The sequence below is a fragment of the Rhizobium sp. YS-1r genome, assembly GCF_000757525.1.
GTDB classification, from domain to species: domain Bacteria; phylum Pseudomonadota; class Alphaproteobacteria; order Rhizobiales; family Rhizobiaceae; genus Neorhizobium; species Neorhizobium petrolearium.
In genome coordinates this window covers 106,773-122,200 of the sequence record NZ_JPYQ01000032.1, presented here as the reverse complement: position 1 = coordinate 122,200, position 15,428 = coordinate 106,773, and the positions used below count along the sequence as shown (strand labels likewise).

The following is a 15,428-nucleotide window of genomic DNA, read 5'->3' as shown; positions in this document are numbered from 1 at the left end:
CCCTCACCCGAACCTTTCATCGATATGCTGCACCTGCTCGGAAATCACGTTGTCGATCACCACGTGCGAAAGCAGTGTCGGACCGACGGCCCAGAGCGCCCGCATATGGTCGGTATCCTCGTGACGCCGATGCGCCTCCTCGCTGGTGAAGGCTTCGGCCAGCAATATCCTGTCCGGATCGTCCGGCATGGGCACGAGTTCGATGTAGAGACAATCCGGATCGAGCCGGCTCTTTTCCAGATGCTCCCGCGCCGCCTCCAGATAGTCCGCCCGCTTTCCCGGCTTGGTGGTGAAGAACCCGACGATGATTTTCATGGCGTGCTCCGGAGGTTAGAATTAAAGGGAAGTGGAGCAGATGCAGGGCGAGGCAAGGGTTGAATAGACGGCAAGACAGGCCGACCAGGACGGTAATCCGCCCCACCCGCAATTCCAGGCTGCATGTCTGCGGCCCGCCTCTCGACAATTGAAATCTTCGATGAAATACTCCCGGAAGTTGATATTACGGGGGTAAGTCAATGACGGGGCAGCAGGACGCAGCAAAGTGGGAACAGATCGCCGATGATCATGCGGCAAAAGTATCGGCCACGATAAAATACTACCTCAAGGAGATCGAAGGCTGCGCGAAATGTGACAGGCGATTGTCGGTCGTGGTCATGCTTCTCGGCATTCTGACGCCTGTGCTCGTCGCGCAGGTCGCGGTGTGGGACGGTATTGTGGGGCTTGTGCTGAAGGTCGGTTCGATCGTGACCGCGACGGCGCTCGCGGTCACCGAGGGGCTAAGGAAAATCTACGCCTACGACAAACGATGGGCGGCCAGTTACACGGCTCTACTGGCTTTGCGGCGCGCACGGGCCGACTACAAGATCAAGAGGCTCGGTCTGCCGCCCGGCAGCGAGGACTGGAAAAAGAATTTCATAACCTACCAGAATCTCTATCACGACACGATCGCCAAGGAGACGCAGGACTTTTTCACGCATCTCGGAAAGGCGGAAAAGGGGACCGAAGCCGGCAAACTCTAGTCTTGGGCGAGCTTTAGCAAGTGATCAAGAACTGGCGTAAACTTGACGAGATCGCTGATTGCGGTTTCCCTCTATTTTCTGAAACATTGGGTTGGGGGGTGAACTTGGTCAAATCAGTCCGGCTGACGCGGTCTCAACGGCTGCGGCGTTTTCTTGAAGCAGGATATTTTCCCGAAGAGTTACCCCCTCCATTTGTTTCTCATCCACTAGCGCGCTTCCGCAAGGCTTTGCTGGATGAATGGAAAAACGAGCCCGACTTCCCGAAGTTTCGTTCTAGACCTGAACAGTTCACCATTCCTCGTTATGGGTCTGCTCGGCGGCGAATAACAATCCCAAATGCCATGAATTTCTTTCGGCTTGCTCAGGCCATCACTGACGGATGGATTGAGATCCGGGATCACATTTCAGACTCAAAGATCACCGAGTTCAAACCGATAATTGATGCTGAGGGGCCGCGGGCGGTATTCAAACTCGATTTCGGGATTATCGACCGGAGGACCGCTGAGATTCTTGCTGACTATGATCATGCCTTCAAGACAGACATCACCCGCTTTTATCAAAGCATTTACACCCATTCGATCGCTTGGGCTTTGCATGGCAAAAGTTGGGTAAAGCAAAACTTACACGCAGCGGCTTTTAAGCAGTCGTTGGGTAATCGGCTAGATGTCGAACTGCGTAAGGGACAGGAAGATCAATCCATGGGCCTGCCCATTGGGCCAGATACCTCCCGCATTCTTTCCGAGATCGTAGCGGTTGGTTTAGAGCGGGAGCTGCAACCGTTGCTCTCGGCTCTCGACCGACGCTCTGTCCGTTACGTGGACGACTTTCTGATCGGCTTCGACGATCGCGAAAGTGAAGAACAGATTGCAGCAGCCCTAGAAGCCGCGATGTCGCATTATGAACTGGACATAAACATCTCTAAGACGTCCACGCTAGGAAAGCGTGGCACAGCATCCATCGCTTGGGTTCCAGAGCTTCAGGCCTGCCGAGTTAGACCATATGGGATTGAAGGACAGCGAACGGATATAGAGCGCTTCTTCACTCTTGCTCTGTTTTACGCTCAAAGAAATGAAAAAGATGCAGTTCTAAAGTGGGCTATGAAGCGAGCTCGCACATTCAAAATCAGCCAGGAGAACTTGGAGCTCTATTTTGATTACATGATCAGACTGACGCGGAAATCATCTTCAACGCTGCCTATTCTGGCTCAATCTTTGATCGAGGCTCGGAGCAATGGAATGCCTGTGCCGACGGGTCGTGTAGAGAAGTTCATCCTCGACATGATACGCGTTCATGCTCCTGTGGGACATTCCTTCGAGGTAACTTGGTCTTTATTCATCGCGAAAGGGCTGCGGATTAAGCTGAAGCGAAGCAGTCTTCTTGATGTATTCAAGATCGAGAGCAGTCTTTCAGCTCTGCTTTGCATGGATTTAAGTTCTCGTGGTCTGATCGAAGACGGCATAGATGAATCGTCTTGGCTCCCTTATGCCACCGCCGACGGGTTGGCCTCTCCAATGTGGCTACTATCATATGAGGCGGTTCGTAAAGGTTGGTGGTCTGATGGTCGGCATGCCTACGTTACTGACCACCCTCTGTTCGGCCCGATGCTTAAGCGAGGCATTTACTTCTATGACGAGAGACGAAACGTACCGAGACTGCGTCACGAATTGAAACAAGCTAAGACACAACGGATTCGGGCAAGCCTAATACTCAGCCGTTGGCTCGACTATATATAAACCATCTACATTCACTCCCTCACCTCGTGCTGCTCCCGTCCCGCATCGAATACATCAGGAGGCGTTCTGGCGAGGCGGGGCCGGCGCGGGCGTTGAGGGCAAGACGCGAAACCTCATCATCCGGTCCGCGGAAGGCGGTCTCCCTCCCGGCAACCTCCCCCCTTCCGCCCAAACCCACCCCGCGTTAAACCTCCCTCAACCGGCCCGTGGCTATATCTGCGCCGCGCGAACGGAAGGGAGAACCCATGGCGATGATCGGCTTCAAGAACACCCACAACCAGGATGTCTACGTCAATCCGGCGCAGGTGCTCTATGTGACGCCCTTCGAGGACGGCGTTTCGATCATCGCTTTCGCCATCGCCGGCAGCGGCGGCAAGCCCGTCGCGCTTTATGTCCGGGGCGGCGTCGATGCCGTCCAGCAGCGGCTGAGCGGCAAGCCGTCCCGCTGAACCGCGCCACGTCTCCCGCAAAAGACCGGCTTTCCGGACGCCGTCCGCGCCCCGCGGGCGGGGACGGTCCCGCGTGCCCGTTCCAATGGGATCAACGGCTTGCGCGAAATTCCGTCCGCGCCCGTCCCCGCCCCTCGGCCCCGTGCCTACAATCTGGCCGTCCCGCATCGGATACACCGGAAGGCGTTCTGGCGAGGCGGGGCCGGCGCGGGCGGTGAGGGTAAGACGCAAAACCTCATCGTCCGGGTCCGCGGAAAATGGTCTCCCTCCGGCGACACGGGGGAAGCGACAAGGTTGCGGACCGGCCTTTCGCTTCTGATGCCCGAACAGCGTGCCGGGCGTGCCTGTGCGGCACACATGGTGGCCCGACGGATGGTTTCGCCGGATTTTTGTCCGTCGATCCAATCGAAAGCCCGGCGGCAAAAGACCGTCCGGAAGGGCCAAGGCAGAGGGACTGGAGTCGCGGGCATAAACCGCCGAACGGGGCGCTGAGAGGTGCTACCCAAAACTAAAACTTACGAGGCAGCTTTCAGCGCTCCGTCCGAAGCAAAACAACCGAGATCGCCAAGGGATTACTATGTCCGAAAAGCCGCCCATAAAGACCTGGCTCGCCGCCCGCACCGCCGAAATGCTCGCCCTGCCCCACATGGCATGCCGCCGGCGCGACTGCCGTCGCAGGAATACCTGCTACTGGCATTTCAAGTCCAACAAGGAACCCTGCTGCCTGCGAAACCTGACTGCCGAGCAGCGAAAACTGTTCGATGTGGTCTACGAGGAGGCGCGGTTCGCGGAAGGTTTTTTCGGCTCCGACAGCCATCTTTTTGATGCGCGTGATGGCGGGCGGCGGATGCTTGCCGACATGGCGATCGAGATCGCCCGCACGTCACCCCACCGATGGAGACCCGAGATCTGGGATGCGGCGAGACGCAGGCGGGCGAAGACGCTGCCGCCGGCGGAGGGCGGGTGATAATCGATGTCGAGAGTGTGGAGATGGCGTAAAGAGGCCGCGTATGACGCACCGGCGTACCGGCCGCTCGCTTTGGGCTCGCGGCGTTCCTCGCTGCAATCGATTCACTGGATCGATTGCTCGGGCTGCGCCCGACCGCTCGTCACCCCACAAACGCTCTCTCGATGACGAATTCGGCGGGCTTGCTGTTGGCGCCTTCGGTCAGCCCCGCCTTTTCGAGCAGCGCCTTGGTATCCTTCAGCATGTCGGACGAACCGCAGATCATGCCGCGGTCGGTCTGCGGGTCGAGCGGCGGGACGCCGAGGTCGGTGAACAGCTTGCCGCTCGTGATCAGGTCGGTGATGCGGCCCCTGGTCGGGAACTCTTCGCGGGTGACGGTCGGGTAATGCTTCAGCTTGCCCCCGACGATCTCGGCCAGGAACTCGTGGTTCCTGATCTCCTCCACGAGGTCGAAGCCGTATTTCAGCTCGGCCACCTCGCGGCAGGTATGGGTGAGGATCACCTCGTCGAACTTTTCGTAGGTCTCCGGATCGCGGATGAGGCTCGCGAAGGGCGCGATGCCGGTGCCGGTCGAGAACATGTAGAGGCGCTTGCCGGGGGTGAGCGCATCGAGCACCAGCGTGCCGGTCGGCTTCTTGCGCATCAGCACGATATCGCCCGGCTTTATCTTCTGGAGATGCGAGGTGAGCGGGCCATCCGGCACCTTGATCGAGAAGAATTCCAGCTCCTCGTCCCAGGCGGGGCTCGCCACCGAATAGGCGCGGTAGACCGGCTTGTCGCCGACCATCAGGCCGATCATCGCGAACTCGCCGGAGCGGAAGCGGAAACCGGCCGGCCGCGTCATGCGGAAGCGGAACAGGCGGTCGGTGTAATGCTCGACGTCAAGCACCGTCTCGGCATAGACGCCGTCGGGGATCTTGACCGCAAATTCTTCTGTCTTCGCTGGAGCGTTCATGCCTGTCCGTCTCGTCTCAGTCTGTGGCCCATCTTTCGCACTAGCGAAATATACCATAAGGCCGTTCATTTGAAGGCACCCGCGTCCTCAAGTCGCGGGGCTTCAGGGAAAATATGTGCCGGAAAATCCGCTTTTCGCCTCAGGCGGTCGCGGTGCGGCGGCGCCAGCTGTAGCCGGGTGCCTTTTCCGCAGCCCTCGCCGCCGGCTGGTAATGGACCGCGATACCCGGCAGGCGCCCCTCCTCCAGCCGCTTCAGCGCGGTCGCGTTCGTCACCGCAAAACTGTCGATGCCGACCCGCAGCATCAGCGGCACCTGGTCGATCAGCACGTCGCCCACGGCGCGCAATTCGTTGCGGTAGCCGAGCCGGTCGCGCAGCAGCGAGGCATGGCTGAACGCGCGGCCGTCGTTGAAGGCGGGAAACTCCACCGCGACGATCTCGAGCCGGTAGAGATAGGGCTCGAGCTTGTGGACATCGTCGCCGGGCCTGATCAGCACGCCGAGGCCGACATCGTTGCTGGATTCCGCCTTCTCGATCAGCGCGTCCAGCGGCAGCAGCGCCTTCTGCTCCTCGGTCGCCTTCACCTCTTCGGTCTCGATCACCCAGGGGTCGTTCTCGACGAAGCCGGTTTCTCTCCAGATCCTGGTCATTTACGCAGCCTCCGCCTTGGCATCGCCATAGAGCGCTTCCTTGAACGGCTGCGGCCCGACCCGGCGATAGGCGTCGAGGAAGGTCTCCTCCTTCGAAAGCCGCAAGGCCAGATAGGTGTCGACGATCGTCTCGATCGCATCCGTCACCTTGCTCGGCTCGAAGCCGCGGCCGATGATCTCGCCGATCGAGGTGTTCTCGTCACCGGAACCGCCGAGCGTGATCTGGTAGAGCTCAGCGCCCTTCTTCTCGACGCCCAGAAGTCCGATATGGCCGACATGGTGATGGCCGCAGGCATTGATGCAGCCGGAGATCTTGATCTTCAGCTCGCCGATTTCCGCCTGGCGTTCGGGCGCACCGAAACGGGTGGAGATTTCCTGCGCCACGGGAATGGAGCGGGCATTCGCCAGCGCGCAGTAGTCGAGCCCCGGACAGGCGATGATATCGGTGATCAGCCCGGCATTGGCGGTCGCGAGGTTCTGCGCCACCAGCGCCCGGTAAAGCGGCTCCAGATCAGCCAGAGCCACATGCGGGAAGATCACGTTCTGCTCATGGCTGATGCGGATTTCGTCATGGCCAAATTCTTCCGCCAGATCGGCGATCAGGTCCATCTGCTCGTGCGACGCATCGCCCGGAATGCCGCCGATCGGCTTCAGCGAGATCGTCACCATGCCGTAATCGGGATGCTTGTGCGGCTCAACGTTCTGGCTCACCCAGCGGGCGAAGGCCCCGTCCTGTTTCTTCCAGCCCGCAAGCTGCGCCCAGCCTTCGGCGCGATCCGGCAGAGCCGGCGGCGCGAAATAGGCGGCGATCGCCTGGATGTCGGCCTCGGGAAGCTTCAGTTCCGTTCCGGCCAAGTGAGAGAATTCTTCCTCGACCCGGCGGGTGACCTCCTCGACGCCCGTCTCGTGGACGAGGATCTTGATACGCGCCTTGAACTTGTTGTCGCGACGCCCGAACAGATTGTAGACGCGCACGATCGCCGTCACGTAGGACAAGAGGTCCGCTTCCGGCAGGAAGTCGCGGATCTTCTTGGCGATCAAAGGCGTACGCCCCTGCCCGCCGCCGACATAGACGGCGAAGCCCAGCTCGCCCTTGTCGTTCTTCTTGAGATGCAGGCCGATGTCGTGCACCTGGATCGCCGCGCGGTCGCGCTCGGCGCCGGTTACGGCAATCTTGAACTTGCGCGGCAGGTAGGAAAATTCCGGATGCACCGAGGACCACTGGCGCAGGATTTCGGCGTAGGGCCGCGGGTCGGCCACCTCGTCGGCGGCGGCGCCGGCAAAATGGTCCACCGTGACGTTGCGGATGCAGTTGCCGGAGGTCTGCAGCGCATGCATCTCGACGGTCGCAAGTTCCGCCAGGATATCCGGCGTGTCGGAGAGCTTCGGCCAGTTGAACTGGATGTTCTGGCGGGTGGTGAAATGCCCGTAACCGCGGTCATATTTGCGGGCGACATGGGCTAGCATGCGCATCTGCTTCGAATTCAGCGTGCCGTAGGGGATCGCGATGCGCAGCATATAGGCGTGGAGCTGCAGATAGACGCCGTTCATCAGGCGCAGCGGCTTGAAGGCGTCCTCTGCCAGTTCACCGGAAAGGCGGCGCGCCACCTGATCGCGGAACTGCTCCACGCGGCTCGTGACAAAAGCGTGGTCGAATTCGTCGTAACGGTACATGGTTTCCTCAGACTGCGATGAAGGCCGGATCGGCTGCGCGATAGCCGGCGGCATATTCCATGGTCGGGCCTTGAGCGCGAATGCGCTCGCGAAGGCGGATCGGCCAGAGCTTGCCGTCCTGCTCCTCGACGTCGACGACTGCGACGTCCACGACCTTGTTCTCGGCGAAATCGCGCTTGCCGATCGCCTCCAGCGAAGCAACGGCTTCCGCGTGGCGCGCGACAAGCGCATCCTGCAGGTTTTCCACCCAGCGGCCGTTCGCATCGAGCCAGACGGCGATGCCGTCGGTCAGGCGGTTGGCGGTCAGAACCTTGTCGGTCATCCTCTTATTCCTGTCGTTTCCCGAACCGCAGCCCTGAAAGCTGACAAATGCTCGGATTTTTCGAAGTTCGCGCCGGCGACAGCCTCGCCGATGATCACCATGACGGGGCCGACGAGATCGTCGCGCGCCTGAAGATCCGGCAGTTCGCCGAGGACCCCATGGAAAAGCCGGCGGTCGGCGCGGCTGGCATTCTCGACCACGGCGACCGTCGTCTCCGGCGCGAGGCCGGCGCCCATCAGACGTTCCGCCACGGAAGCGGCGACCGTGCGGCCCATATAGACGGCGATCGTCGCGCCCGAAACGGCAAGACTTGCCCAGTCCGGCAGCACGTCGCCGGTCAGATCGTGTCCCGTCGTAAAGATCAGCGAGGAGGCGACGCCGCGCAGCGTCAGCGGCAGGTCGAAATCGGCGGCGGCGGCAAAGGCGGAGGTGATGCCCGGCACGATCTCGTAGACAATGCCCGCCTCACGGAGCGCCGCCATCTCCTCGCCGGCGCGGCCATAGACGAGCGGATCGCCGGATTTCAGACGCACGACACGCTTGCCCTGGCGGCCGAGTTCGACCAGCAGACGATTGATCTCATCTTGAGATTTCGAATGGCAGTTCTTGCGCTTGCCGACCGGCAGACGCTCGGCGTCGCGGCGGCCCATGTCGACGATCGCCTGGGGCACCAGCGCGTCGTAGACGATCGCATCGGCTTCCATCAGCACGCGCTGGGCGCGCAGCGTCAGAAGGTCCTCGGCACCCGGACCGGCACCGACCAGCCAGATCTTGCCGGCTTGCCGCTCCTGCACCGAAAGCAGCGTATTGGCGGCACGGCGGGCGGCGGCGCTGTCGTTCGCGGCGACCGCATCGGCCACATCTCCGGAAAAGAAGCGGCTCCAGAAAATACGGCGCGACACGCCGCGCGGCACAAACTTCTCGGCAGCATCGCGATATTCGGCCGCAAGCCGGGCAAGCGCACCCAGCGAGGGCGACAGCATCCGGTCGATCCGGGCACGGATCATCTGGGCGAGAACCGGCCCCGCCCCTTCGGTGCCGATCGCGATGGCGACCGGGGCCCTGTTGACGATCGCCGGCGTGTAGAAATCGCAGAATTCCGGTTGGTCGACCGCATTTGCCGGTATCTTCTCGGCGCGGGCGGCCGTGACGATCACCCGGTCCAGCGCGGCATCACCGGTCGCGGCAAACACCAGCACCGCACCCTTCACCTGCTCCGGTGAAAATCGGTCGCGAACGGTCTCTATGCCCTCAGCGGCGAGCCAGGCGGCATAATCCGCTTGCGGCGCTGATGCATAGGCGACGATCCCGGCATCCGTATTGCGCAACAGCCGTGCCTTGGCGAAAGCCTCGTCGCCATTGCCGAACACCAGCACGCTCCTGCCGCTGATGCGAAAGAAGGCCGGGAAAACCGACAGGCGGTCTGGGCTTGAGAACATGCGGGCACCTTGAACCATAGCAGTGCACTATCCGCGATTGAGCATCGAAGTTGAAGGAATGGATATGCGAAGTGTGCTGCGTCGCGGTATTTCTGTTTCGCGTTCCGCGGCTTCTTGAGCAAAAGCCACCGCAGGCTGTCTTTCTCAGCCTTTTCCGAGGCTTGGAACTGGGTTCCCGTTCTGCGGCCCTTCGCTTTCCGCGAGGCGCAGCAGCAAAGGAGGACGCCGCCTTACATCCGGCAGCCCAAGGTCGGGAAGAAATACTCTGCCAAGTGACATGACAACCCGCAATTTTAATAGAATTGAAACAGAAGAATGCTCAGAAAACCGTGTCCGTCCCTCTCGAAAAGCGATGTTTCCGCACATGAGCCCGCCACCTCTGAATTTCTGGCAGTCCTGCGACAGAAACCTTCTTTCATCCGCCAGGGAGACATTGCTGGAGGTGCTCGAGCGGGACGCCGATCGACTGGTCAATCGCTTCTACGACGCTTTCCTCGCCCATGAGAAAGCCTTGCCGTTCCTCAGTCATTCGGTGGTCCATGAGCGGCTGAGCCATTCCCTGCGGAAATGGCTCCTGACGCTCATGGAGATCGAGCCCGACGGCGATCTCTCCGATTTCAACGACCGGCAGAGGCGCACCGGCGAAGTGCATGCGCGCATCAGGCTGCCGATGCACCTCGTGCTCGAAGGGGCAAGCCTGATCAAGACCGATGTGTCGAAGGCCCTGCTCGCCCAATACGGCAACCGGCAGGCAGCGATCGCCATCGTGCTGTTCAACGAGGTCATGGACTACGCCATGCTGCAGATGAGCGAGGCCTATGTCAGCGGCGCGGCGCAGCGCGCCAAGGTCGAGGAGGCCTACAGGCTGTTCACGCTCGGCCAGGATGTCGGCGTGGAACGGGAAAGCCAGCGGGCCGCGCTGATGGAATGGAGCCAGTCGGTTATTTTCGGTCTCTTTGGCGCCGCCGGCAGCAAGCCGCGGATAGAGTCGATCTCCTCATCCGAGTTCGGCCTGTGGTTCCGGCATCGCGCGAGCATCATGTTCCAGGGCTCGCTGATGCTGAAGAACATCGAAAAAGCCATGCGGGAAATCGACGACCGGCTTCTTCCGAAGATCGAAAATCGCGACGCCGCGGACGGAACGGAGATTGCGGCGGTGGTGGCGCGGCTCCAGTCGCTCGTGGAGGAGATCAAGTTCCTGCTGGCCGATCTCTTCCAGAGCCTCTCGGCCTCCGCCGGCGCGCGCGATGCCCTGACCAATGCCCTGAACCGCAAATTCCTTCCCTCGATCCTCGGCCGCGAGGTCTCGCTCTGTCTGCAGCACGGCACGCCTTTGTCGGTGCTGATGATCGATGTCGACCATTTCAAGCAGATCAACGACCGCTGGGGCCATCCGGCCGGCGACCAGGTGCTGCGGCAGGTGGCCGAGATCATCATCGAACACACCCGCGCAGCCGACATCGTCTTCCGTTACGGCGGCGAGGAATTCCTCGTGGCACTCGTCGAGACCGATCACGACAAGGCGTTCGAGGTCGCGGAGCGGGTCAGGGCCGGTTTCATGAACACGGACCTGAATGTCGCCGACGGGACGAGCATTCGGGGAACGATCTCGATCGGCGTGGCGACGCATCGCGGCCATCCAGACTTCCAGCATCTGATCGATGCCGCCGACAAGGCTCTCTACCTGGCGAAGAACGGCGGCCGCAACCAGGTGATCGCGGCCTGAGACGGCGGTAGCTGCGGATAAGCCCGGACGGCGGCGACAAAGCGCTTTTCCCGCAGGTCCGATGGCCATAGATTGGCGCCAGCCATCTTTGAAGGAAGCCCGCCTTGACCGCCAAGACCATTGCCGCCCGTCTGCTGGACGTGATCGAAACCGACATCCTGCCGCTGACGGAAAAGGGCGTCGCAGCTGGCAACAAGGTGTTCGGCGCGGCGATCCTGAAAAAATCCGACCTTTCGCTGGTCATCGCCGAAACCAACAACGAGGTTGAAAACCCGCTCTGGCACGGCGAGGTCCACACGCTGAAATGCTTTTATGAGAAAACTCTAAATCTTCCTTCCAAGGAATTGATTTTCCTGTCGACTCACGAACCGTGCACGATGTGCATGTCGGCGATCACCTGGGCCGGCTTCGACAATTTCTACTCCTTCTTCACCCATGAGGATTCGCGCGACGCCTTCGCCATTCCGCATGACCTGAAGATCCTCAAGGAAGTGTTCGGGCTGGAGCCCGGCGGCTACCGGCGCCAAAACGCCTTCTGGAACTCCTACTTCATCGCCGATCTGGTGGAGAGCGAGGACGAACTGCTGCGCGGCAGGCTCAAGGCACAGACGGCGCGCATCAAGGCGACCTATCAACGGCTTTCGGACAGTTATCAGTCCGGGAAGACCGAAAACAATATTCCGCTCGCTTGAGCGAAGGATCGCTTCATGGAACCATCGAAGGACATTTCGCGGCTGATCGAGATCATGGCGGCGCTGCGCACCCCCGTCACCGGCTGCCCCTGGGACCTCGAGCAGAATTTTTCGACCATCAAGCCCTATACGATCGAGGAAGCCTATGAGGTGGCGGACGCAATCGAGCGAAACGACATGGACGACCTCTGCGAGGAACTGGGCGACCTTTTGCTGCAGGTGGTTTTCCATGCCCGCATGGCGGAAGAGGCTGGCGAATTCTCCTTCGGCGACGTGGTCGAGGCGATCACAAAAAAGATGATCCGCCGCCATCCGCATGTTTTTGCCGTCTCGGATGCCGATACACCTGACGCGGTGAAGGTGCAGTGGGACGACATCAAGGCGGAGGAAAAACGCGAGCGCGCCGAGCGGCGGGCGAAGCGTTCCCTCGGGTCAGGCGCAAGCGTGACCGAGGATTTCAAGCAGGGCTTCCTCGGCTCCGTCCATCGCAGCCAGCCGGCGCTGACCGAAGCGCTGAAGCTGCAGCAAAGAGCCGCCAAGGTGGGTTTCGACTGGTCGGAGGCCGAGCCGATCCTCGACAAGATCGAGGAGGAAATCGGCGAGTTGCGCGAGGCGCTGCGTGAAAGGCGGCAGGACAAGGTCAGCGACGAGCTCGGCGACCTGATCTTCGCGCTCGTCAATATCGGCCGGCACGTGAAGGCCGATCCGGAAGAGGCTTTACGCGGCACGAATACGAAATTCAGGCGTCGGTTCAACCATATCGAGACAGAACTTCAGAAATCGAATGAGACTTTGGAAGCCGCCACGCTGGAGCGCATGGAAGAACTCTGGCAGGCGGCGAAGGCGATCGAGCGGGAGTTGGGATGAACGGAAGTGCCGGCCAGCAAAGCGCGAATGGTCCCTTCACTTGCGATTTCGAACACTTAGCTGAAAGCTCAGTCAGTTTGATGACAAACCCCGCCTTCTCTCTCGACGTCATCCTCGGCCTCGTGCCGAGGATCTACCCACGTCAATAAAATCAAATGTTTGCAGATGCTCGGGACAGGCCCGAGCATGACGGCGGAGTGGTTGTCCATCTTTGTCAGCAGTCTGCCTTAGCTTTAGCTAAGTCATAGATTTTGTTGGTGAGGGGAAAAGCAGCGGCAGCTGACTACCGTTCCCAATCCTCTTTCACCGGCTTCGGGGCGTTGCCGAGCCGGCGTTCCAGATCGGCTGCCTGACGCTCGGTCAGTCGCACGTCGAGCGTGACGGAGCCGTCGTCATTGTCCTTCCGATCGTCAACGACGGCATCGCCGTAGACCCAGGAGACCAGCGAAAGTCTGTCCGGCGGAATGGTGATGGTGGTTTCGGTCAGAACGCCGGAAAGGCGCCTTGCGATCTCCTCCATCAGGGCGTCGATGCCCTCGCCGGTGATCGCCGACACCGCCATGACGTTCTTGCGGCCGGCAGCGCGCTCGGCGATCGCCTCGTGCGCTTCCGGGTCGAGCCGGTCGATCTTGTTCCAGACCTCGATGATGCGCTCCGCCCCTTCCTTCTCGCCGATGCCGAGATCGGCAAGGATGCGCAGGACATCGGAGGCCTGGGCAGCATTGTCCGGGTCGGACATGTCGCGCACATGCAGGATGAGATCGGCCTCCAGTACCTCTTCCAGCGTGGCGCGGAAAGCGGCGACCAGATGGGTCGGCAGGTCGGAGATGAAGCCGACCGTATCGGACAGGATGACCGTGCGGCCATGCGGCAGCTTCATGCGGCGAAGCGTCGGGTCCAGGGTCGCGAACAGCATATCCTCGGCCAGCACGCCGGCACCGGTGATGCGGTTGAAGAGCGTCGACTTGCCGGCATTGGTGTAGCCCACCAGCGCGACGATCGGATGCGGTACCTTGCGGCGCTTGGCGCGATGAAGCTGGCGGGTGCGGACCACCTGTTCCAGTTCGCGCTCCAGCCGCACGATTCGCTCCTGCAGGAGCCGACGGTCGGCCTCGATCTGGGTTTCGCCGGGACCGCCCATGAAGCCCGCGCCGCCCCGCTGGCGCTCCAGGTGGGTCCAGCTTCGCACGAGGCGGCCCTTCTGGTAGTTGAGATGCGCCAGATCGACCTGCAGCGTGCCCTCCTTGGTGGAGGCACGGCGGCCGAAGATTTCGAGGATCAGGCCCGTGCGGTCGATGACCTTGGCGTTCCATTCCTTTTCGAGATTGCGCTGCTGCACCGGCGTCAGCGGATGATCGACGATGACGAGCCCGGCGTTCTTCGCGTCGAGCAGCGCCTTGATCTCCTCGATCTTGCCGGTGCCGATGAGGGTCGCCGGACGCGGCTGGCCGACGGGCACGATGAGGCCCTCGACCACCGTCAGGTCGATTGCCTTGGCCAGTCCGATCGCCTCGTCGAGGCGGGCCTCGCTGGACCGCTGCGGCACCGGTGCCGCGGGCGAATCACCCTGCCCGGCCCTATGTCCCGCTTGGGGCCTTGCCTGCTTGAGGACCGGCACCACCACGACCGCACGCATATCGTCCCGGAGCCTTTCGGACTCCGGAACAAGCGATTCGTTCGAAGTGTCGCGCGTTGTGATTTCGTTCGTCCTTAAGCGGCGTTCTCTTCACTTTCGAACATCTGCATGGGCTGGCCCGGCATGATGGTCGAGATCGCGTGTTTATACACGAGCTGAGAGTGGCCGTCACGACGAAGAAGGACGCAGAAGTTGTCAAAAGAAGTGACAACGCCTGTGAGCTTCACCCCGTTGATCAGGAATATCGTCAGGGAAATCTTCTGCTTGCGAACGGTATTAAGAAATAAATCCTGCAGGTTCTGAGAACGTTCCGCCATAGCGCCGCTTCTTTCTTTTTTGCCGGCAAGGGCCGGGATCATGATCAAGCTGGTGAGAGACGAACGGGAAATGCCCTCGTATTCCCTTCCCCTCACGTCTGGTTATCAAATCGGCGTCTTTTCCGCAATGTCGAAAAAGGCGTCACGGATGCTTGCCGACACGGTGCCCGGATGGCCGTTGGCGATGGGCTTCCCGTCGATCTCAACGATCGGGACGCAGATGCCGGTTGCCGACGTGAAGAAGACTTCGCGGGCCGCCATCATCTCCTCGACCTTGAACTCACGTTCCGCGACCTTGAGGTCGAGCGTCGCGGCGACATCCATCAGCGTCGTGCGGGTGATTCCCTTCAGGATTCCATGCTCCGCGGGACGCGTGACCAGTTCACCCTCAGGCGTGACGATCCAGACATTGGAGGAGGCTCCTTCCATGACAATGCCGTTGCGATCGACAAAGATGGCGTCCTGAGCACCCTGCTCTTTCGCCTGCTGCTTGGCGAGTACGTTGGGCAGAAGTCCGACGGTCTTGATGTCGACACGGTCCCAGCGGTTTTCCGGCACAGTGATAACCTTGATGCCATTGGCGTATTTCTTCGCCGCCACGGACGGGTCGGTGCTTTTGGCGGTGATCGTTATGGTCGGCGGCGTATCGGGGGCCGGGAAATAATGGTCGCGGCGGGCGGCACCGCGCGTCACCTGCAGATAAAAGATGCCATTCCTGACCCGGTTGCGGCGGAGCACCTCGCGGATCACGAAGGTCAGGGCCGCGCGGCTCATCGGGGATGCCATCTTCAGTTCGCGGAGTGACCGGTCGAGGCGGTTCAGATGCCGCGTCAGATCGACGATCATGCCCTGGCGCACTTCGCAGACCTCGTAGACACCGTCCGCGAACTGGAAACCGCGGTCTTCCACATGCACGGCGGCTTCGGGATGGCGGACATATTGTCCGTTCACATAGGCAATCCTCGACATCAAATGTCCCCTGC

16 protein-coding genes are annotated in these 15,428 nt (G+C 61.0%); 7 read left to right on the top strand and 9 right to left on the bottom strand.

From position 1 onward, the window contains the following. Positions 1–3: 3 nt before the first annotated feature. Positions 4–315: an antibiotic biosynthesis monooxygenase family protein gene (locus JL39_RS20750; RefSeq protein WP_037155146.1), complete on the bottom strand. Its 312-nt coding sequence runs from the start codon at positions 313–315 to the stop codon at positions 4–6. 200 nt (positions 316–515) lie between these two features. Here JL39_RS20750 and JL39_RS20745 point away from each other — a divergent pair, with 200 nt between their 5' ends. The 4 genes from JL39_RS20745 (at position 516) to JL39_RS20730 (ending at position 4,168) form a co-directional block, all read left to right on the top strand. Beyond that, the gene (locus JL39_RS20745) at positions 516–1,019 is read left to right on the top strand and encodes an SLATT domain-containing protein (protein WP_037155144.1); all 504 of its coding nucleotides are present in this window, start codon (positions 516–518) and stop codon (positions 1,017–1,019) included. Between the two features lie 20 nt (positions 1,020–1,039). Continuing rightward, complete coding sequence (locus JL39_RS20740) at positions 1,040–2,752, top strand: RNA-directed DNA polymerase (protein WP_152601207.1); 1,713 nt, start codon at positions 1,040–1,042, stop codon at positions 2,750–2,752. Between the two features lie 245 nt (positions 2,753–2,997). Then, positions 2,998–3,201: a hypothetical protein gene (locus JL39_RS20735; protein WP_037155139.1), complete on the top strand. Its 204-nt coding sequence runs from the start codon at positions 2,998–3,000 to the stop codon at positions 3,199–3,201. Between the two features lie 577 nt (positions 3,202–3,778). After that, the gene (locus JL39_RS20730) at positions 3,779–4,168 is read left to right on the top strand and encodes a hypothetical protein (protein ID WP_037155135.1); all 390 of its coding nucleotides are present in this window, start codon (positions 3,779–3,781) and stop codon (positions 4,166–4,168) included. A gap of 142 nt (positions 4,169–4,310) precedes the next feature. On the opposite strand, the gene JL39_RS20725 is transcribed toward JL39_RS20730, so the two are convergent. The 5 genes from JL39_RS20725 to cysG form a co-directional block, all read right to left on the bottom strand. Next, complete coding sequence (locus JL39_RS20725) at positions 4,311–5,123, bottom strand: ferredoxin--NADP reductase (protein ID WP_037155132.1); 813 nt, start codon at positions 5,121–5,123, stop codon at positions 4,311–4,313. 139 nt (positions 5,124–5,262) lie between these two features. Further along, positions 5,263–5,772: a DUF934 domain-containing protein gene (locus JL39_RS20720; protein WP_037155129.1), complete on the bottom strand. Its 510-nt coding sequence runs from the start codon at positions 5,770–5,772 to the stop codon at positions 5,263–5,265. Then, positions 5,773–7,446, bottom strand: coding sequence for a nitrite/sulfite reductase (locus JL39_RS20715; protein WP_037155126.1), 1,674 nt, complete (start codon positions 7,444–7,446; stop codon positions 5,773–5,775). A 7-nt stretch (positions 7,447–7,453) separates the two neighbouring features. Further along, positions 7,454–7,768, bottom strand: a complete 315-nt coding sequence (locus tag JL39_RS20710) for a DUF2849 domain-containing protein (RefSeq protein WP_037155124.1) — start codon at positions 7,766–7,768, stop codon at positions 7,454–7,456. Beyond that, on the bottom strand, positions 7,765–9,207 hold the full coding sequence (cysG, locus tag JL39_RS20705; protein ID WP_037155376.1) for a siroheme synthase CysG: 1,443 nt from the start codon (positions 9,205–9,207) through the stop codon (positions 7,765–7,767). Before cysG ends, JL39_RS20710 begins: the two co-directional genes overlap by 4 nt. Before the next feature lie 364 nt (positions 9,208–9,571). Here cysG and JL39_RS20700 point away from each other — a divergent pair, with 364 nt between their 5' ends. The 3 genes from JL39_RS20700 (at position 9,572) to mazG (ending at position 12,492) form a co-directional block, all read left to right on the top strand. Next, positions 9,572–10,933 (top strand): GGDEF domain-containing protein, encoded by a 1,362-nt coding sequence (locus tag JL39_RS20700; RefSeq protein ID WP_037155373.1) that lies wholly within the window; start codon positions 9,572–9,574, stop codon positions 10,931–10,933. Between the two features lie 104 nt (positions 10,934–11,037). Next, the gene (locus JL39_RS20695) at positions 11,038–11,625 is read left to right on the top strand and encodes a nucleoside deaminase (RefSeq protein ID WP_037155122.1); all 588 of its coding nucleotides are present in this window, start codon (positions 11,038–11,040) and stop codon (positions 11,623–11,625) included. A gap of 15 nt (positions 11,626–11,640) precedes the next feature. Continuing rightward, complete coding sequence (gene mazG, locus JL39_RS20690; protein ID WP_037155119.1) at positions 11,641–12,492, top strand: nucleoside triphosphate pyrophosphohydrolase; 852 nt, start codon at positions 11,641–11,643, stop codon at positions 12,490–12,492. A gap of 283 nt (positions 12,493–12,775) precedes the next feature. On the opposite strand, the gene hflX is transcribed toward mazG, so the two are convergent. From hflX to JL39_RS20675, 3 genes are all read right to left on the bottom strand, one after another. Beyond that, positions 12,776–14,128: a GTPase HflX gene (hflX, locus tag JL39_RS20685; RefSeq protein WP_037155115.1), complete on the bottom strand. Its 1,353-nt coding sequence runs from the start codon at positions 14,126–14,128 to the stop codon at positions 12,776–12,778. Between the two features lie 74 nt (positions 14,129–14,202). Then, positions 14,203–14,445, bottom strand: coding sequence for an RNA chaperone Hfq (hfq, locus tag JL39_RS20680; protein ID WP_037155370.1), 243 nt, complete (start codon positions 14,443–14,445; stop codon positions 14,203–14,205). Positions 14,446–14,550: 105 nt separating this feature from the next. Next, complete coding sequence (locus JL39_RS20675) at positions 14,551–15,414, bottom strand: D-amino-acid transaminase (RefSeq protein WP_037155112.1); 864 nt, start codon at positions 15,412–15,414, stop codon at positions 14,551–14,553. Positions 15,415–15,428: the final 14 nt, after the last annotated feature.